Genomic DNA, 17467 nt, shown 5'->3' with positions numbered 1-17467 from the left:
GAAGCTTAGTTCGTGCAGAGCAGGTAGGAGTCGACCGAGATGTAGGGGCCGTAGCCGGACTTGACGTCGGTGGCCTGCAGCCGGAGCCGGGTGACACCGTCGATCTTGGCCGCGAGGTTGCCCTCGGTCTCCTGCAGCTGCCGGACCGAGGCGATCGCCTTCGCCCGGGGACCGTTGTGGATCGACAGACGCGCCGTACCGTCGGTCAGATTGCCGAGCCAGGTCTTGAACGCGCGGCAGCCGGTCGAGTCGACCTCGCCCCAGACGAACCCGCCCTTGTCCGCGAGCAGGTCGGCCTCGGAGCGGCGCGGACCCTCGTTCGGCGGGATGACGGTGAACTGCGGGTTCGCCTTCCCGCCCGAGGCCAGCACGCCACGCTTGAACAGCCCACGCCAGACGAAGTGCTGGAAGGTGATCGGCTTCGACGTCGCCGCCGGGTACGGCGCCTGGGCGTACACGTTGAGGCGGTAGTCGCGGACCGATCCCGGCTGGGTGACCTTGATCGTCACCGCGGTCCCGGACGACAGGCCGTACCCGATCTCCTGCCATTTCTTCGTGGTCGGGATCCACTGGTGCAGCCGGATCCGGGTTCCGTTCGCCGGGGCCGGCGTCACCGTGCCGGTCACGGTGATCTGCCCACTGGTCGCGTTGGTGGTCTTGATCCCGGTGATCTTCGCGCCACGAGTCGGTGCGTCCGCGGCGGCGGGAAGCACAGCGGACGTCGTACCGGCTGATTGGTCGGTGCCGGACAGGCTCAGCTCGCCGCTGGACGGCGCAGCCGGAGCCGTGCAGGCGGTGAGTGCGAGCAGCAGGCACGCGGCGGTTCCGGTCACCAGGGGACGAAGCATGGAAGACACAGTGCCTGCTGGTGCTCCGTCTCCGCAACCGCGCGGCTGCTGAGGGTAGCGAAGCACCGCCCGGATAACACCGCGTCCCAGGCTGTGGACCGGCGGGTCCGGCCCGTGGCTCCGGGTCGAAAGCGAACTAATATTGGGGTTACCGCCCTGCCCTGGGGGGACGCGGCTGGAACTCACGAGGGGACAGCCGGCCCAAGCGCAGACTTGGAGATGACGAGAACAGTGACCATCGAGGTCAAGCAGCTCGACCGCGTGGTGATCCGCTTCGCCGGTGACTCCGGTGACGGGATGCAGCTCACGGGGGACAGGTTCACCGCGGAAACCGCGTCGTTCGGCAACGACCTGTCGACGTTGCCCAACTTCCCCGCCGAGATCCGGGCACCAGCCGGAACCCTGCCGGGCGTCTCTTCCTTCCAGCTCCACTTCGCCGACCACGACATCCTGACGCCGGGCGACGCGCCCGACGTACTGATCGCGATGAACCCGGCCGCGCTCAAGGCGAACCTCAAGGACGTCCCGCGCGGCGCGACGGTGATCGTCGACACCGCGGACTTCACGCCGAGGAACCTGAAGCGGATCGGGTACGACGAGAATCCGCTGGAGAACGGCGAGCTCGAGGCGTACCACGTGGTCGCGCTGAACCTGACCGGGATGACGGTCGAGTCGGTCAAGGAGTTCGGGCTGTCCCGCAAGGACGCGTCCCGGGCGAAGAACATGTACGCGCTGGGTCTCGTCTCCTGGCTGTTCCAGCGGCCGGTCGACTCGACGATCACGTTCCTGCAGACCAAGTTCGCCGGCAAGCCGGACATCCGGGACGCGAACATCGCGGCCTTCCGGGCGGGCTTCAACTTCGGTGAGACGGCCGAGGAGTTCTCGGTCCGGTACGAGGTGAAGCCGGCCGTGATGCCGACCGGCACCTACCGGAACATCTCGGGCAACCTCGCGCTGGCGTACGGCCTGGTGGCGGGCGCCGAGCGCGCCGGGCTGCCGATGGTGCTGGGGGCTTACCCCATCACCCCGGCGTCCGACGTACTGCATGAGCTGTCGAAGCTCAAGCGGTTCAACGTGACGACGATTCAGGCCGAGGACGAGATCGCCGGTGTCGGTGCTGCGCTTGGTGCGTCGTTCGGTGGGGCGCTGGGCGTGACCACGTCGTCCGGGCCGGGGATTTCGTTGAAGTCCGAGACGATCGGGCTCGGCGTGATGCTCGAGCTGCCGCTGGTCGTCTGCGACATCCAGCGCGCCGGGCCCTCGACCGGGATGCCGACGAAGACCGAGCAGGCCGACCTGCTGCAGGTGATGTTCGGGCGGAACGGCGAAGCACCGCTGCCGGTGCTCGCCGCCCAGTCCCCCGCGGACTGTTTCGCGATCGCCGTCGAGGCGACCCGGATCGCGGTCACCTACCGGACGCCGGTGATCGTGCTGTCCGACGGTTATCTGGCCAACGGCTCCGAGCCGTGGCTGATCCCGTCGGTCGAGTCGCTGCCGACCATCGACCCCGCCTTCACCACCGAGCCGAACGGGACCACCGCCGACGGCAAGCCGACGTACCTGCCGTATCTGCGCGATCCGGAGACGCTGGCGCGCGCGTGGGCCATCCCCGGTACGGCGGGGCTCGACCACCGGATCGGTGGTCTGGAGAAGGAAGACAAGACCGGCAACATCTCCTACGACCCGGCCAACCACGACCTGATGATCCGGACCCGGCAGGCGAAGGTCGACGGGATCGCCCAGACGATCGAGCCGTTGCACGTCGACGACCCGGACGGTACGGCGAAGGTCCTGGTGCTCGGCTGGGGATCGACGTACGGGCCGATCGGGGCCGGTGTGCGGCGGGTGCGGCGCGTCGGCGGCAAGATCGCGCAGGCACATCTGCGGCACCTCAACCCGTTCCCGTCGAACCTCGGGGACGTGCTGCGCAGCTACGACAAGGTGCTGGTCCCGGAGATGAACCTGGGTCAGCTGGCGATGCTGCTGCGGGCGAAGTACCTGATCGACGTCGTGTCGTACGCACAGGTCCGCGGCATGCCGCTCGGTGCGGCCGAGCTGGCCGAGGTGATCGGCAACCTGGTCGAGGAGACCGAGGGGATCGACGACGACGCCCGCCACCTGGGTGCCGCCGCGGCGGCGAACTCGGACCACCGCGACCAGCTGGAGCAGACGGAAGGTGTGCGATGAGCACGGTTGATCTCGGACTCCCCGGCGGTCTGAAGGGTGTGCCGGTCGCGGACGCACCGCAGAACCGCAAGGAGTACGTGTCGGACCAGGAGGTCCGCTGGTGCCCGGGCTGCGGGGATTACGCCGTACTGGCTGCTTTTCAGGGGTTCCTGCCGGAGCTCGGGATCAAGCGCGAGAACATCGCGATGGTCTCGGGGATCGGCTGCTCATCACGGTTCCCGTACTACTTGTCGACGTACGGGATGCACTCGATCCACGGGCGAGCGCCGGCGATCGCGACCGGCCTGGCGACAGCCCGGCCGGATCTGAGTGTGTGGGTCGTGACGGGTGACGGCGACGCGCTCTCGATCGGTGGCAACCACCTGATCCACACCCTGCGGCGCAACGTGAACCTGAAGATCCTGCTCTTCAACAACCGCATCTACGGTCTGACCAAGGGTCAGTACTCGCCGACCTCCGAGCCGGGCAAGGTCACCAAGTCGACCCCGATGGGTTCGGTGGACACGCCGTTCAACCCGGTCTCGCTGGCGCTCGGCGCCGAGGCGACCTTCGTCGCGCGCACCGTCGACTCCGACCGCAAGCACCTCACCTCGGTCCTGCGCGCGGCCGCCGAACACCGCGGTACCTCGTTCGTCGAGATCTACCAGAACTGCCCGATCTTCAACGACAACGCCTTCGACGCCATCAAGGACCCCGCCACCCGCGACGACGCGATCATCCCGCTGGTCCACGGCGCCCCCATCCGCTTCGGCACCGACGGCCACCTAGGCGTAGTCCGCGACGGGTTCGCCTCCCTGGCCGTCCGCGAGATCGCCGACCTCCCGGGAGGCGAGGCCGACCTCGTCATCCACGACGCCCACACCCCCGACCCCGCCTACGCCTTCGCCCTCTCCCGCCTCACCGACGCCGGCGTCCTCCACCAGGCCCCCATCGGCATCTTCCGCCAGGTCGATCGCCCCGCCTACGACGACCTGGTCCGCCAACAAATCACCACCGCCACCGAAGCCCAGGGCCACGGCGACCTCCAGTCCCTCATCACCGGCACCGACACCTGGACCGTCAACTAACAGTCCGCCCCCCCACCTGCCGGTGACACGTGCTCCGCCGGCAGGTGACAATCGGCCCATGGACGACGCGTTCAAGCTCATCCGGCAAGCCGTCGACCTCTTACCCGAGGACGCCACGGCGGAGAACGGCGTCACGATTGAGGACGTCCGCGACTGGATCCGATACACCGAGTGGGAGATGGCGCTCGCCGTCCTCATCGAGATCGCCGATACGAATCCCGCACCGCTCACCTTCTGGGAACTACTCGCCGAGTCCTCACGGCAGATGGATCTGGACGGCGACCGCCGCTGGTGCGAGTGGCGCGCCTGGGAGGTTCAGCACGGCACGATCCGCGCAACCCTGACACTGGTGGATGCAGACCAGGGCCTACGACAGACACCGTTCGCTGGGCACGGGGAGCTCCGGCCCCTGTGGGACATCGGCAACCGCACCGCAGATGGGCAAGCGGATCTCGACGTCGCACTCCTGTGGGTGGAGTTCGCGCCGACCCTTGGCCCTGGAGAGACAGCGTCCGTCCGGCTGGCGCCTCTGCGGCCCGCACGATGGCAGCACCTGAAACCCGGTGACCTGATCACCATGCACGAGGGCCGCCCCATCGGTGGCCTCGCGGAAGTCATCGAGCTACTTCCCCCTGCATCACAGTTGCCGCGGACCGCCCCCACTCAGTAACTCCTCTGAATGTCCGGATCCAGGCACCCGTCAGGCGTGGGCGATGCAACTACGGAAGTGTTGGTGAGTGGTGGCGGTCCGCGGAACGCGGACCGTTGGCTTATCTGTCCTGGTGTGGATTGACGACGTCCTGATTGATCCGGTCGCGGTCGGTCGGCCAATCCGCGTCGGTGCGGGGGCGCAGCACGTCGGCGACCTCGTCGTACCGCTTCCAGGTCCGGGGCAGCAGGTCGGTGAGGAGGTTGCCGGCGGGGCGGTTGAGGTGGCGGGCGGTGAGGCCGGCGGCTTGGGCTCCTTCTACGTCCAGGGCTAGGTTGTCGCCGATCATGAGGGTTTCGGCGGGGTGTACGCCGAGGTGAGCGCAGGTTTGGAGGTAGGACTGGGGGTCGGGTTTGCTGACGCCGAGGGACTCGGTGGTGCAGACGACGTCGACGAGCGGGGCCAGGCCGATGGTTTCGAGTTTGGCGTTCTGCTGGACGGTGCTGCCGTTGGTGAGGACGCCGATGCGCCAACCGTTGCCTTGGGCAAGTTCTAGGGCTGGGCGGGCGTCGGGGTAAGCCGACCAGTGCGACTTGTACAGGTTCAGGTAGCCGGTGAAGAACTCGTCCTGCTCGGGTTCGGTGGCGGGTACCGGATGACCGACCAGCGGGAGGAACTCGTGGAGGCGGGCTCGGCGTTGGCCTTGATGGGTGAGTTCGCCGGCCAGCCAGCGGGGGTAGACGCGGTCCTCGATGGCGAACCACTCTGCTACCAAGGCATCCGAAGGGTCAGCGCCCAGCGACGGGAGCCAAGCCCGTACGGCGGCCTCGGCGGAACCGGTGTGGTCGAAAAGGGTGTTGTCGAGGTCGAAGATGACGGCCTTCACGCGCGGGTGACCGAGTCGCGGTTGAGTTCGCGGTGGTTGGCGTAGCCGGACAACGCCAGCGTGAGATCGAGCTCGGCGAGGAAACACCGCAGGACGTGTTCGACACCGGCTTGACCAGCCAACGCCAGTCCGTACATCAACGGTCGCCCCAGAAGGACCGCCTTGGCACCCAAAGCGAGCGCCTTCGCCGCGTCCGCGCCCGTCCGTACGCCGGAGTCGAACAGCACGGTCATCTGCTCGCCCACCGCATCCGCGATCGCGGGCAGCGCGTCCAGCGCGGCAACGGCACCATCGACCTGACGGCCACCATGGTTCGACACCACGAGACCCTCGAACCCGTGCTCCGCGGCCAACTTCGCGTCTTCGACCGCGGTGATGCCCTTCAGGACGATCGGGCCGTCCCAGTTGTCGCGCAGGAATCCGAGGTCGTCCCAGCTCAGCCCGACGTTCGGGAACATCTGCGCCCACTGCATGACCGCGGCCCCCGGATCCTCGGCGATCGGCTTGGCGAGCTTGGACTGGAAGGCCGGGTCGCTGAAGTAGTTCGCCAGCCCCTCACCCTTCAGGAACGGCAGGAACCCGCGGTCGAGATCCGCCGGCCGCCAACCGATCGTGCCGGTATCAAGCGTCACCACCAGTACGCCGTACCCGCTGGCCTTGGCGCGTTGCAGCAAGCTGAGGCAGACGTCGCGATCGGTCGGGTAGTAGAGCTGGTACCACTTGCTCTTCGCCTCGATCTGCTCGATGGCGTGGCTCGCCTGCGTCGAGTGCGTGTACGTCAGTCCGAGCGTGTCCGCGGCCCGCGAAGTCGCCAGCTCACCCTCCGGGTGCGCGAGCGTCTGGACACCGATCGGTGCGACCAGCACCGGCGCCGGCATCGCCGTACCGAGGATCGTGCAGCTCAGGTCGCGCTCGACACTCCCCCGCAGCATCCGCGGTACCAAGCGCCAGCGGTCGAAGGCGGCCAGGTTGGCGCGCGCGGTCGACCCGTTGCCGGCGCTCGGCACGATGTAGCCCATCGCCTCGGCGGACAGCGTCGCGGCCGCTTGGGACTCCAGCCGAGCCAGGTCGGTCGTGATCTCCGGCGTGGTCCCTTGCAGCATCCCCTGCAGGTAGATCTGCAGCTGAAAATCACCGAAGTTGGCCATGCCGGATGCTTTCACGCCGCCCACCGGACCTCAACCGCACCGCCCCCGCGAGCGCGACCAGCGCACAGAACCAAGCGAACCAGTCACCCCAAGCGGTGTAGAGCGTGTGAACCCGCCCCGGGTGCAACTTCCCGATCAGACTCACCGAGGCGTTCCCAGGAGCGGTGGCCTCACCGACGACCCGGCCGTTCGCATCCGTCAGGGTCAACCGCCCCTTGCTACCGTCGCGAGCCATCGGGAGGCCGTTCTCGATCCCGCGGAGCATCGCCATCCGGCTGTGCAGCCAGCCGTCGTTCTCGAAGTCCAGGGCCGGTACGACGAGCAGGTCCGTGTCCAGCTTGCCGTATGACCGCGCGAGCGCCGGGAAGTCCAGGTCCTTGCAGATCAGCAACCCCCAATCCTTGTACGTCGCCAACCGGGTACCCGGCGTATACGGCTCGAGCCCCGGGATCAAATGCTGTTTGTCGTACGACGTCGGCGCGGTCCCGTCCGGATGGAAGATCAACGCCCGGTTGTGGTCCCCGTCCCCGAGCACGGTCATCCCGACGACCAACTCAACTTTGTTGCTACTGGCAAGCGATTGGAACTGCTGTGACAGCTGCGGAAGCGCCGTGGCCTGGACGTCGACGACCTTCTCCGGAAGCAGTACCACCTGCGCACCACGACGAGCCGCATCCGCGATCAGCGGCCGATACCTCTCCACGATCGCCGGACCACCGGCCGAGGGCCAACCTGCATCATCGGCCCCTTCCGCCGACAGCACGGCAATGCTCACAACCGGACCACCGGGCGCTCGGTGCAGCTGCACAACGCCGTACAGGCAGACACCGGCTGCCACGGTGGCGAGGAGGATGAAGCGGCGGGCGGCGAGACTGGCCGCGGCGAAGAGCAGCAGGAAGCTCAACCCCCACGGCCCAACCAGCGACACGATCTGGTTCACCGGGCGGACGTCGGCCTGCGTATATGCCAGGCTCGTGAACGCGCCGTGCGGCGAAACCGTCGCCACCAGATAGTCGAGCGCGGCCCACAACGCTGGCGCCGCAACCGCAGCAACCAACGGATGCCCGCGAACCACCAGCGCGCGGAAGAACAGCGCGGTGAGCGTGAACAACCCCGCCATCAACAGCAAGAACGACAGCGCGACCGGCGGCAACTCGAGGTCGTTCAGCAGATAGGGCACGAGATTCATCAGCCCCAGAAGCCAACCCCCGAAGGCGGTCAGCGCGGCAGCACCCACCCGCAATCGCGGTACGACGAACAACACCGGCAGCGGCGCCCACCAGATCAGCGCGGGCAACGTCGAGAGGCCGGACCCGAAGTACAGCAGCGCTCCCGTCGCGAGTGCCGCTGGTACGCCGTACCAGCTAGAGACGGATTTCATCGATGATCCTTTCGCCCAGGCGCAGGCACAGCGAGCGGAAAGCCGCGTCGGGCATGCCGATGCGGGCGCCGTGGTGGAGTTGCAGGAGACCGTGCAGGAGCGCGGCGAACAGCAGGGCCGTCTCCCAGAGGTCGAGCTCGGGGCGGAACAGGCGTTGCTCGATGCCGAGCGTGATCGCGTCGGCGACGAGGTTGAGCGTGGGCGACTTGCGCGCCTCGAAGTCGGCAGGGAACGTGCGCGCCTGATCCCGGCGCTCGACGAACATGTACGCGTAGATCCGCGGTTGGGCGAGCGCGAAGTCGACGTGGTCGGCCAGCATCTCGCGCATCTGCTCGTCGGCCGCGACCGGACGCTCGGCCGACTCCCAACGCCGTACCAGCTTGGTGAACGCCGCGTCGGCGACCGCGTTGAGCAGCGTCTCGCGGTCCGGGAAGTACTGGTAGATCGCCATCGGCGTGATGCCGACCGCGGCCGCCACCTTCCGCATCGAGACCCCGTCGGCACCGTGCTCGGTGAGCAGGTACGTCGCGGCCGCGGTGATCCGGTCCTTCGTCGTCACTTCACGCATGAGAATCATTGAAGCCGACATTCCCTATACGGTGTATAGGGAATAACCCTGAGCCGCCCATGACATCCGTCAGCCCCCGCCCGCGCCGTCCGTCAGCCCGGGATCAGGATGGATCGCATCCGCGGCCGGCTCCGTCCGCCGCCAGGCTGGAAGCATGCTGAAGCGAACGCTCCCCGCCCTCGGACTCTTCTTCCTGGCACCCCTGGTCGCCGAGTTCGTGCTGGGCAACATCCCGATCACCGCGCTCTACGCGCTCCTGATGCTGGCGCCCCTGTACGGCGGTGGCGCCGTCCTGATCCGCGAGCTCGTCCGTCGCCGCGGCTGGGGCTACCCGAGCGTGGTCCTGCTCGCCCTCGCGTACGGCGTGCTCGAGGAGGGCGTCACCACGATGTCGCTCTTCAACCCGAACTACGCCGGATTGCGGCTCCTGGACCAGGGGCATATCCCTGGGCTCGGAATGGGCGCGCCCTGGACGATCTTCGTCCTCGGCCTGCACACGGTCTGGAGCATCACGGTCCCGATCGTGCTGATGGAGTCCATCTCCCGCCGTCCCCGCGAACCGTGGCTCGGCAAGGTCGCCCTCTCCGTGTACGGCGTTCTGTTCGTCCTCGTCGGCGTGGTCGCGACCACCGCCTTCGCGATCTCCAACGACCCCTTCGTCGCCAAGCCGGCCCAGTTCGCGGGCGTCGCGGTAGCGATCGTCGTACTGGTGGCCCTCGCCGCCTGGGTCGGCAACCGCACCAAGCAGCGCACACAGGCGCGCGGCGCGGTCCCGGCCGTCTGGCTGGCAGGGCTTAGCGGGCTCGTCCTGAGCTCGGCGTGGATGCTCGCCAACGACATGATCCACAACGCGTGGATCGGCGCGGCCGTGATGCTGGCGATCGACGTACTGGCTGCGGCCCTGCTCGTGACTTGGTCCCGCCACGCCGGCTGGACGCAACGCCGCGCGATGGCAGCGGCCGGCGGCGCGCTCCTCACCTACGCCTGGCACGCCTTCCCCGAGTCCCCCATCTTCGCCGCCTCCCACACCGCCGACCTGATCGGCAACGCGATCTTCGCCCTCATCGCCGTCGCCGTGATCGCCCTCGCCCTGCACAGAACCCGCCCCACCCACCCCGCCGACCACCCCGCAAAGCCGACCAGCCACCCCGCCCACTGAAGCCACTCGCTGCCAGCCCCCCACTCGCCACCGAAGCCACTGTGCGCCGCCAGTGAATTCACCGTGCACCGCCACCGAAGCCACCGTGCAGATGGGACGCGAGTGAAGGCAGAGTGTCGCCGGATAACGATTTCCGGCAGCACGGTACCCACACTCGAGTCGGATCAGACTGGCTTCACCCACGGGCGCCAGTGAAGCCAGCGTGGGGTGCGAGCGAAGCCGGTGTGCGGCGGTGAGTGGGTTCACCGTGCGGCGGGGTGAAGTCGGCGTGCGGGGTAAGTTGACAGTCGAGTGGGAGGTTTGTGGGTCGACCGGGGCAGGGTTTGGGAGACTCAGGTGTGACTAGTGCTGTGACTGCTGACGAGCGAACCTCCAGGCATGTGGGGCTGGCGCTGTTCGCGCTGGCGACCGGTGGGTTCGCGATCGGGACGACCGAGTTCGTGACGATGGGGCTGTTGCCGCAGATCGCGGACGGGGTGCAGATCTCGATCCCGACCGCGGGGCACGTGATCTCGGCGTACGCGATCGGGGTGGTGGTCGGGGCGCCGGTGATCGCGGCGCTCGGGGCGCGGACCGGGCGGAAGCGGTTGCTGCTCGGGCTGATGGCGATGTTCGTCCTGGGCAACGTGTTGTCGGCCGTTGCCTCCAGCTACGAAATGCTGATGGCGGCGCGCTTCCTGACCGGGTTGCCGCACGGCGCGTTCTTCGGGATCGGTGCGGTGGTCGGGTCCTCGATGGTGCCGACCAATCGCCGCGCCTGGGCGGTGTCGATGATCATGGTCGGACTCCCGGTCGCGAACATCATCGGGGTCCCACTCACGACGCTCCTCGGTCAGAAGCTCGGGTGGCAAGCGCCGTTCCTCGCGGTCGGTGGGCTGGGGCTGCTGACCCTGGTGGCCGTCTGGTTCTGGGTGACGCCGCAACCGGTGGGCAGTGAGACCAACGTCCGCAGCGAACTGAGCGCACTGGCTCGCCCGCAGGTGTGGATGGCGTTGCTCGTCGGGATGGTCGGGTTCGGCGGCATGTTCGCGACCTACTCCTACATCACCCCGACGATGACGGAACTGGCCGGTTTCTCCACGACCGCGATCACCCTCGTGCTCGCGACGTACGGCGTCGGCATGACCTGCGGCACCCTGGTCGGCGGCCGGCTGGCCGACCGTGCGCTGATGCCCAGCCTGTACGGCGGTTTGGTCGCGGTGACCGTCGTCCTCGGCGTGTTCGGGTGGATGGCGCACACGAAGCCGACCGCCCTGATCGCGGTGTTCGCACTCGGCTTCTCCTCGAGCATCCTGATCCCGGCCCTGCAGACCCGGCTGATGGACGTCGCGCACGAGGGTCAGTCGCTGGCCGCGTCCCTCAACCACTCCACCCTGAACATCGCCAACGCACTCGGCGCCTGGCTCGGCGGCGTCGTACTGGCTGCCGGTTACGGCTACGAATGGCCGAGCCGGGTGGGTGCCGCCTTGGCCGTCGCCGGGCTGGTCTTCGCGATCATCTCGGGCCTGATGGACCGCCGTACGGCGAAATCAGGGGTTACTCAGGTCACTGCCTGACCGGATCCCTGGGTATCACCTGGTTGGATCGGAGTATGGCAACAGTGACGTTGGGCGCCGCCGACCTCGTACGGCGGCGTGGGCTGCGGCAGATGCGACTGGTCGCGCTGTCGTTGCTGGTGCTGGCCGCGGTGATCTACGTGGTCACGCTGCACCGCGACGGCGGATGGGCGTACGTCAACGCGGCGTCCGAGGCGGCGATGGTCGGTGCGCTGGCGGACTGGTTCGCGGTGACGGCGTTGTTCCGGCATCCGCTCGGGCTGCCGATCCCGCACACCGCGATCGTGCCGACGCGCAAGGACACGCTGGCCGAGAGCCTGGAGCAGTTCGTCACCGAGAACTTCCTCTCCGAGGAGGTGGTGGCGGAGAAGATGAAGTCGGCCGACGTGAGCCGCCGGGCCGGCGAATGGCTGGCCGCGGGTAACCACGCCGAGCGGATCGTGGCCGAGGGCGCCCGGACCATCGGGGCTGCACTGCCGAAGCTCGGGGACGAGGACGTGACCGCGTTCGTCCGGGGGTCGCTGCTGCCGCGATTCGTCAAGGAACCGCTGAGCCCGATCGCGGGGCACTTCCTCGAGTCGGTCGTCGACGACGGCGCGCATCACGCGCTGTTCGACCTGCTGATGATCGAGGCATACGACTGGCTGAGCGACAACCGCGAACTCCTCGCCGACGTGGTCGGCCCGCGGGCGCCGCGGTGGTCACCGATGTGGGTCGATCGGCTGGTGGTCGACCGGATTCATCGCGAGGCGCTCGCGTGGCTGGCCGACGTACGGGACAACCAGGATCATGCGGCGCGGCAAGCGATCGACCGGCTGCTGCGCAAGCTCGCGACCGACCTGCAGAACGACGCCGAGACGATGGCGCGGTTCGAGGCCTTCAAGGCCCGGATGCTCACTCACCCCGACATGGGCTCCAGCCTGACCGCGGTCTGGGATTCGTTGCGGACGGCACTCATCGACTCGATCCAGGACCCGGCCAGCACGCTCCGCGTCCGCGGGGTGAAGGTGATCCAGGATCTGGGTCAGCGGCTGCAGACCGACGACGTCCTGCGCGGCAAGGTGGACGACCGCGCCACCGAGGCCGTCAGCTACGTGATCCGGACCTACGGCACCGAGATCGTCTCGGTCATCTCCGACACGATCGCCCGCTGGGACGGCCGCGAGGCGTCGGCCCGGATCGAACTGCACGTCGGTCGCGACCTGCAGTTCATCCGGATCAACGGAACCGTCGTCGGAGCCCTGGTGGGGCTAGTAATTCACTCGGTGAGCCAGCTGCTCTAGATCCCGCAGTTCGGGGCGCTCCAGAAGTTGCTGGTGCGGATGTCGAGGTGCGTGTGGTCGTTGTGGTCGGGGTAGCCCGGGCCGAGGATGCCACCGAAACCGTGGTAGCGGGCCTGCTTGGCCATCGTGCAGAAGGAGTGGACACCGGTCAGGTCGGCCGAGCGTCCGTAGAGGTGCTCGCTGTTGCTCGCGCCACCGACCGAACGGTTGCACGGGATGCTGCGGAAGCCGCTGGAGATGTTCAGCGGCTGGTCGCCCAGGGCGTGCCGCAGCGCCTCGAGCTGCCACATGGTCTGCAGGGCGTTCGCCTTGGTGGCCGCCTCGCTCAGCGGACCGCCGTCGTACCCGGATCCGCCGCACCCGTCATCCAGCTCGGCGTACGTGAAGTGGATCGGGGTGCAGTCGTCGTCCTGCAGCGCGTAGAGCTTGCTGAACGTCGCCGGCCCGGCGACGCCGTCCGCCGTCAGCCCGTACGCCGACTGGAACCTCTGTACGGCGGCCTTCGTGGCCGGCCCGAAGACACCGTCAGTGGCGATGTGAGCGCCGTACGCGGGGTAACCGGCGACGCGGATCTGTAGCTGGGTCACGTCGGCGCCGCTGGTCCCCTGGGCGAGGGAGCGGCCCCACGTGTAGCAGCCGTCGGCGTGGGCCGCGGTGGGGTTGACGACCTGGGCGACGACGGTCGTCGTGAGCATCGCGGCGAACAGGAGAAGCAGGGCGGCGATCCGCGGGAGCGGACGGCCGATCAGATGGGACATGACAACCTCCGGGGCGGTGAAGGGACTTGTCTGCCCGACAGCATGGCGGCAGAAATCACCGGTTGCCTAGGCCTCAGAAGGAACTTTGTACCGAACAGGCAACCAAATCCCGGGGACACCTGGTCAGGCAAGATGTGACCATCAAGCACAGCACGCTCACTCTGCGTGCGGGAGAAACGGGGCCCCCGGTGACAGCAAGCGAGGGATTCGACGCCTTCGTCGCAGCCCGCTCCGGGCGGCTGCTGCGAACGGCGTACCTCCTGACCCACGACCACGCGCTGGCCGAGGACCTGGTGCAGACCGCCCTCGCCAAGGCCTGGTTCGCGTGGTCCCGGATCGAGGGTGACAACCCCGAGCCGTACGTCCGCAAGATCATGGTGAACACGTACTCGTCCTGGTGGCGCCGCCGCTGGCACCACGAGGTGCCCAGCGACGAGCTCCCCGAGACCGGTTCGACCTCCGGACCCGAGTACCAGGGCGACCTCTGGGAAGCGCTGCAACGGCTCCCCCGCCGCCAGCGCGCCGTGATCGTCCTGCGCTACTACGAGGACCTCACCGAGGCCGAAACGGCCCGCCTCCTCGGTACCACGGTCGGCACCGTCAAAAGCCAAGCCAGCAAGGCAGTAGCGAAACTCCGCCTGGACCCCGCCCTCCTCTCCGGCGCCCCTGCCACTCAGGAGACCCCGCGATGAACCTCCAAAACCTGCGCGACGAGCTCACCACCCGCGCCGACGAAGCCGCCGACCGCCAGCCCGACCTCCTGCCCGGCGTGCGCCACAAGATCCGCCGTACCAAACAACGCCGTACGGCGGGAGCTCTGGCCTCGGTCGCCGCCGTTGCCGCGATCGCCATCGCGGTCGTCCCGGGCGTGGTGAACAACTCGGCACCGGACCCGGCCGACAACACACCGCCGCAGGACTACACGCAGAACGGCTGGACGCTGCCCGGCATGGTCAACGGCGACAGACTCCTCAAGCCCTGGATCGGCGAACCCGGCCAGAACAAGTTCAGCTTCGCCTGGACGCCGACCACCGACAAGATCGCCGTGTACGCCAAGTGCGACGGCCGCGGCACCACCGGCCCGACAGAGGTCAGGGTGAAGATCGGCGACCGGTATGTCGGCAGTTCCTACTGCGACAACTCCGGCGTGGAGACCGAGAAGGATACCGGTCCCCTGGGCACCTTCCTCGCCGACTCCGCCCTCTGGCTCACCACACCGGTCGGCAAGGCGACAACGGTCTCCGCCGAGGTCGTCGAAGCCGACAGCGGCAAGCCGGTGACCGTGACCGTACGAGCCCAGGTCGGCATCTACTCCACCACCGACGCGGCTCGCATCGGAGGCCCCGCCGCGCCGGCAGCAGGGCCGAACGACTTCCAGCAGAACGGCCTCGTCTACCGGAAGCAGGTCGGCGGCGACACCCTGCTCGGTGCAGGCGTCGCGGGCCCTCGCAGCAACGAGGTCCGCTTCAAGTTCCGGCCGAACGGCTCACTGTTGTCTTTCCGCCCGTTCTGTACCGCGAACAGCGGCGCGATCACCGGCAATCCGCCGTACTGGATCGAAGTCACCCTCAACGGCAAGCCGGCAACGAAGATGACCTGCTCCGGCAACTCGACGGATGCCGCAACCTCCGGCGGCACGATCTCCGGCGACGAGCAGGCGCCGGCTGGCGACGAGGTCGAGGCGGTGGCGCGCCTGGTCCCCATGGACAAGAACAGCCCGCCGGTTCCTACCGACGGCTACCTCGGGCTGGGCATCTACGCCCAGGGGCCGCGACGTGTGGTCGGCGGCGTCAAGCTCGAGGAGCGCATCGAGCTCGGCGGCATCAACTACCGGCTCGCGACGGTCGAGTCCGCACCTGGTCCCTCGAAGCGCGTCTCGATCGACACCCCGGCCAACCAGAACTTCGTGCTCGCCTACGGCGGCACCGGCCTCGGCCGCGGTCACTTCCGGAGCGAAGGACAAGTCGGCACCCTGACGCCCAGCGGCGCGGGGGTCGACTCCGAGAGCAACGGTGATCTCGGAGTCTCGAAGGAACCGTTCCCGGCTGCCCCCGCGGAGAAGGCCACGATGCGTGTCGCCGAGGGCAAGCCGACCGGGGGCTCGCTGGTGATCGCGATCTACCTGCCGGACTAGAGCCAGGCGTGCAGGTCGGCGGCGTCTTTGACGAGCTGCTCGGGGTTGTTGTCGGGGACGAACTCGAGCAGCGCGTTGAGCTCGCGGGGGTCTGCCGCGAGCTTGGCGAGGACCTGGCGCCAGAGCCGCTCCCTGGTAGCCAGGGGGCGGCGAGTGCCGTCGGGGTCCCAGGAGAAGACGTGGACGGTGGTCAGCCAGGGCAGCAGCGCATCCAGCTGCTCCAGGCATTCGTCGTCGTCCATGCCGACCGGGGGCTGCCAGTACGTCGTGAGGTTGGGGGCGCCCACGTCCATCAGCAGCGTGATCGTGGAGTCGACCTCGTCGGTGAGCGTGTTGCGGTGGAACTCGAGGGCGACCTCGATCCCCGAGCTCGCGGCCACGTCCGACAGTTCGGCGAGACCACGGGTGACAGCCATCCGATCACCGACGCCGGCTTCCGCCGTACCGACGGTGCCGGCCCAGACGCGGATGCGGGCGGCGCCGAGGGCCTCGGCGGTGGCGACGGTGGCGCGCATCTGCTCGCGGTCGGCGGCGCCGGCGCGCAGGTAGGAGCCGTAGGCGACGGTCTCCAGACCGTGCAGCTCGGTCAGGTTCTTCACCCGCCGGGCGGCGACCAGGTCACCGAGCGGGACGTGGATGTCGCCACCCCATTCGATCGCCTTCAGGCCGGCTCGTGCCGCGACCTCCACCACCTCGTCGGCCGGCAACTGACGGAACGTCACCGAGACCAGACCGGTCCTCACACCCACAGGTGCCTCCTCAGGTTCACACCTCTATCCAACCTCATCGGGCCAACGGCGCCCACGCGATCCCGGTCACCGTCTCAAGTCATGAGCAAAGCTCTTGGATGCCACTGACATTCGGACTTAGAGTGCAGAACGTGCCGGATCAGCGAAAAGGGTTCATCTACGGGTTCGTCGCCTATCTGCTGTGGGGTCTGTTCCCGATCTACTGGCGACTCCTCGACAAGTCCGGCGCGATCGAACTGCTCGCGCATCGCGTGGTCTGGTCACTGCTCACGATCGCGGCCCTGGTCGCCGTACTGCGGAAGTTCGGCGCCGTGAAGGAGTTGCTCCGGCAACCGCGGAAGCGCTGGGCGCTGATGGGCGCCGCACTGCTGATCTCGGTCAACTGGGGGACGTACATCTGGGGCGTGATCCACGGTCATGTCGTGGAGACGTCGCTCGGCTACTTCATCACTCCGTTGTTCGCGGTGTTCCTTGGCGTCGTCGTACTGAAGGAACGGCTGCGGGTGGTGCAGTGGGTGGCGCTGGCGATCGCGTTCATCGCGGTTCTCGGCCTGGCCATCGAGAACGGGCGGCCGCCGTGGATCGCGATCCTGCTGACGTTCTCGTGGGGCTTCTACGGGCTGGTCAAGAAGAAGGCGGACGCGGGGGCGATCGAGGGGATGGCGGTCGAGTCGGCGACCGTCGTACCGCTGGCGGTCGCGGCGATCGCCGTACTGGGTGCGCAAGGCCAGTCGACGGTCACGCATCACGGCGCCGGGTACTTCGTGCTGGTGCTGCTGACCGGCCCGCTCACCGCCGTACCGCTGCTGTTCTTCGGCGCGGCCGCGACCCGGACCTCGCTGACCACACTCGGGCTGCTGAACTACATCGCGCCCATCCTGCAGTTCATCTGCGGGGTCACGCTCTTCCACGAGCACATGTCGCCGATGCGCTGGGCCGGCTTCGGCCTGGTCTGGCTCGCGCTCACCCTCTTCACCTTCGACAGCCTGAACCGGCGCCGCCGCTCGATCGCCCTCGAGCGCGCAGCCCTGGCCACCTCGGCAGCCTGACCCTGGCGGTTCGGCCGAAGCGGCTTGACTGCGGCTATTCTGGAC

The 17467-nt window shown here is 68.2% G+C and carries 16 protein-coding genes; 9 read left to right on the top strand and 7 right to left on the bottom strand.

What is annotated here, in order from left to right; all coding sequences use genetic code 11:
- Nucleotides 1-5: 5 nt before the first annotated feature.
- The gene (locus tag ACIA49_RS09265) at nucleotides 6-848 is read right to left on the bottom strand and encodes a hypothetical protein (RefSeq protein WP_396376628.1); all 843 of its coding nucleotides are present in this window, start codon (nucleotides 846-848) and stop codon (nucleotides 6-8) included.
- 219 nt (nucleotides 849-1067) lie between these two features.
- On the opposite strand from ACIA49_RS09265, the gene ACIA49_RS09260 reads away from it, so the two are divergent.
- From ACIA49_RS09260 to ACIA49_RS09250, 3 genes are read left to right on the top strand one after another with little or no spacing between them, the layout of a single operon-like run.
- The gene (locus ACIA49_RS09260) at nucleotides 1068-3035 is read left to right on the top strand and encodes a 2-oxoacid:acceptor oxidoreductase subunit alpha (RefSeq protein WP_396376627.1); all 1968 of its coding nucleotides are present in this window, start codon (nucleotides 1068-1070) and stop codon (nucleotides 3033-3035) included.
- Complete coding sequence (locus ACIA49_RS09255; protein WP_396376626.1) at nucleotides 3032-4102, top strand: 2-oxoacid:ferredoxin oxidoreductase subunit beta; 1071 nt, start codon at nucleotides 3032-3034, stop codon at nucleotides 4100-4102. Before ACIA49_RS09260 ends, ACIA49_RS09255 begins: the two co-directional genes overlap by 4 nt.
- Nucleotides 4103-4160: 58 nt before the next feature.
- A complete protein-coding gene (locus ACIA49_RS09250; RefSeq protein ID WP_396376625.1) occupies nucleotides 4161-4772 on the top strand; it encodes a hypothetical protein in 612 nt (203 codons plus the stop codon).
- Between the two features lie 100 nt (nucleotides 4773-4872).
- On the opposite strand, the gene ACIA49_RS09245 is transcribed toward ACIA49_RS09250, so the two are convergent.
- From ACIA49_RS09245 to ACIA49_RS09230, 4 genes are read right to left on the bottom strand one after another with little or no spacing between them, the layout of a single operon-like run.
- Nucleotides 4873-5637: an HAD family hydrolase gene (locus ACIA49_RS09245; protein ID WP_396376624.1), complete on the bottom strand. Its 765-nt coding sequence runs from the start codon at nucleotides 5635-5637 to the stop codon at nucleotides 4873-4875.
- Complete coding sequence (locus ACIA49_RS09240; RefSeq protein ID WP_396376623.1) at nucleotides 5634-6785, bottom strand: alpha-hydroxy-acid oxidizing protein; 1152 nt, start codon at nucleotides 6783-6785, stop codon at nucleotides 5634-5636. The genes ACIA49_RS09245 and ACIA49_RS09240 overlap by 4 nt, the downstream gene beginning before the upstream one ends.
- Nucleotides 6769-8166, bottom strand: a complete 1398-nt coding sequence (locus tag ACIA49_RS09235) for a nitrilase-related carbon-nitrogen hydrolase (RefSeq protein WP_396376622.1) — start codon at nucleotides 8164-8166, stop codon at nucleotides 6769-6771. Before ACIA49_RS09235 ends, ACIA49_RS09240 begins: the two co-directional genes overlap by 17 nt.
- Nucleotides 8150-8734: a TetR/AcrR family transcriptional regulator gene (locus ACIA49_RS09230; RefSeq protein ID WP_396376621.1), complete on the bottom strand. Its 585-nt coding sequence runs from the start codon at nucleotides 8732-8734 to the stop codon at nucleotides 8150-8152. The genes ACIA49_RS09235 and ACIA49_RS09230 overlap by 17 nt, the downstream gene beginning before the upstream one ends.
- Nucleotides 8735-8888: 154 nt before the next feature.
- Here ACIA49_RS09230 and ACIA49_RS09225 point away from each other — a divergent pair, with 154 nt between their 5' ends.
- The 3 genes from ACIA49_RS09225 to ACIA49_RS09215 all read left to right on the top strand — a co-directional run bounded on the left by ACIA49_RS09225 (nucleotide 8889) and on the right by ACIA49_RS09215 (nucleotide 12732).
- Nucleotides 8889-9893: a hypothetical protein gene (locus ACIA49_RS09225; protein ID WP_396376620.1), complete on the top strand. Its 1005-nt coding sequence runs from the start codon at nucleotides 8889-8891 to the stop codon at nucleotides 9891-9893.
- Nucleotides 9894-10243: 350 nt separating this feature from the next.
- Nucleotides 10244-11449, top strand: coding sequence for an MFS transporter (locus tag ACIA49_RS09220; protein ID WP_396376619.1), 1206 nt, complete (start codon nucleotides 10244-10246; stop codon nucleotides 11447-11449).
- Nucleotides 11450-11484: 35 nt separating this feature from the next.
- Nucleotides 11485-12732, top strand: coding sequence for a DUF445 domain-containing protein (locus tag ACIA49_RS09215; RefSeq protein WP_396376618.1), 1248 nt, complete (start codon nucleotides 11485-11487; stop codon nucleotides 12730-12732).
- Here ACIA49_RS09215 and ACIA49_RS09210 read toward each other — a convergent pair.
- Entirely contained in the window at nucleotides 12729-13490 is a 762-nt protein-coding gene (locus ACIA49_RS09210) for a D-Ala-D-Ala carboxypeptidase family metallohydrolase (RefSeq protein ID WP_396376617.1), read from the bottom strand. The two genes, ACIA49_RS09215 and ACIA49_RS09210, sit on opposite strands and share 4 nt — an antisense overlap.
- A gap of 188 nt (nucleotides 13491-13678) precedes the next feature.
- Here ACIA49_RS09210 and ACIA49_RS09205 point away from each other — a divergent pair, with 188 nt between their 5' ends.
- Together ACIA49_RS09205 and ACIA49_RS09200 are read left to right on the top strand one after the other, a co-directional pair.
- Complete coding sequence (locus ACIA49_RS09205; protein ID WP_396376616.1) at nucleotides 13679-14182, top strand: SigE family RNA polymerase sigma factor; 504 nt, start codon at nucleotides 13679-13681, stop codon at nucleotides 14180-14182.
- Complete coding sequence (locus tag ACIA49_RS09200; protein ID WP_396376615.1) at nucleotides 14179-15624, top strand: hypothetical protein; 1446 nt, start codon at nucleotides 14179-14181, stop codon at nucleotides 15622-15624. The genes ACIA49_RS09205 and ACIA49_RS09200 overlap by 4 nt, the downstream gene beginning before the upstream one ends.
- Here the strand turns inward: ACIA49_RS09200 and ACIA49_RS09195 are convergent.
- On the bottom strand, nucleotides 15621-16373 hold the full coding sequence (locus ACIA49_RS09195) for a sugar phosphate isomerase/epimerase family protein (protein WP_396376614.1): 753 nt from the start codon (nucleotides 16371-16373) through the stop codon (nucleotides 15621-15623). The two genes, ACIA49_RS09200 and ACIA49_RS09195, sit on opposite strands and share 4 nt — an antisense overlap.
- A gap of 131 nt (nucleotides 16374-16504) precedes the next feature.
- Here ACIA49_RS09195 and rarD point away from each other — a divergent pair, with 131 nt between their 5' ends.
- Nucleotides 16505-17422 carry an EamA family transporter RarD gene (gene rarD / locus ACIA49_RS09190; RefSeq protein WP_396376613.1) on the top strand — a complete coding sequence of 306 codons (918 nt, stop codon included), beginning with the start codon at nucleotides 16505-16507 and terminating at the stop codon, nucleotides 17420-17422.
- Nucleotides 17423-17467: the final 45 nt, after the last annotated feature.

The sequence above is a fragment of the Kribbella sp. NPDC051587 genome (assembly GCF_044453945.1).
In the GTDB taxonomy this organism is placed as follows: Bacteria; Actinomycetota; Actinomycetes; order Propionibacteriales; family Kribbellaceae; genus Kribbella.
Note: the sequence above shows the minus strand (reverse complement) of the source record. Positions and strands in the feature narration are given on the sequence as shown.

Coding starts and splice junctions, on each gene's coding strand:
- ACIA49_RS09265 (WP_396376628.1), bottom strand. CDS start 848: ATGCTTCGTCCCCTGGTGACCGGAACCGCCGCGTGCCTGCTGCTCGCA.
- ACIA49_RS09260 (WP_396376627.1), top strand. CDS start 1,068: ATGACGAGAACAGTGACCATCGAGGTCAAGCAGCTCGACCGCGTGGTG.
- ACIA49_RS09255 (WP_396376626.1), top strand. CDS start 3,032: ATGAGCACGGTTGATCTCGGACTCCCCGGCGGTCTGAAGGGTGTGCCG.
- ACIA49_RS09250 (WP_396376625.1), top strand. CDS start 4,161: ATGGACGACGCGTTCAAGCTCATCCGGCAAGCCGTCGACCTCTTACCC.
- ACIA49_RS09240 (WP_396376623.1), bottom strand. CDS start 6,785: ATGGCCAACTTCGGTGATTTTCAGCTGCAGATCTACCTGCAGGGGATG.
- ACIA49_RS09235 (WP_396376622.1), bottom strand. CDS start 8,166: ATGAAATCCGTCTCTAGCTGGTACGGCGTACCAGCGGCACTCGCGACG.
- ACIA49_RS09230 (WP_396376621.1), bottom strand. CDS start 8,734: ATGCGTGAAGTGACGACGAAGGACCGGATCACCGCGGCCGCGACGTAC.
- ACIA49_RS09225 (WP_396376620.1), top strand. CDS start 8,889: ATGCTGAAGCGAACGCTCCCCGCCCTCGGACTCTTCTTCCTGGCACCC.
- ACIA49_RS09215 (WP_396376618.1), top strand. CDS start 11,485: ATGGCAACAGTGACGTTGGGCGCCGCCGACCTCGTACGGCGGCGTGGG.
- ACIA49_RS09210 (WP_396376617.1), bottom strand. CDS start 13,490: ATGTCCCATCTGATCGGCCGTCCGCTCCCGCGGATCGCCGCCCTGCTT.
- ACIA49_RS09200 (WP_396376615.1), top strand. CDS start 14,179: ATGAACCTCCAAAACCTGCGCGACGAGCTCACCACCCGCGCCGACGAA.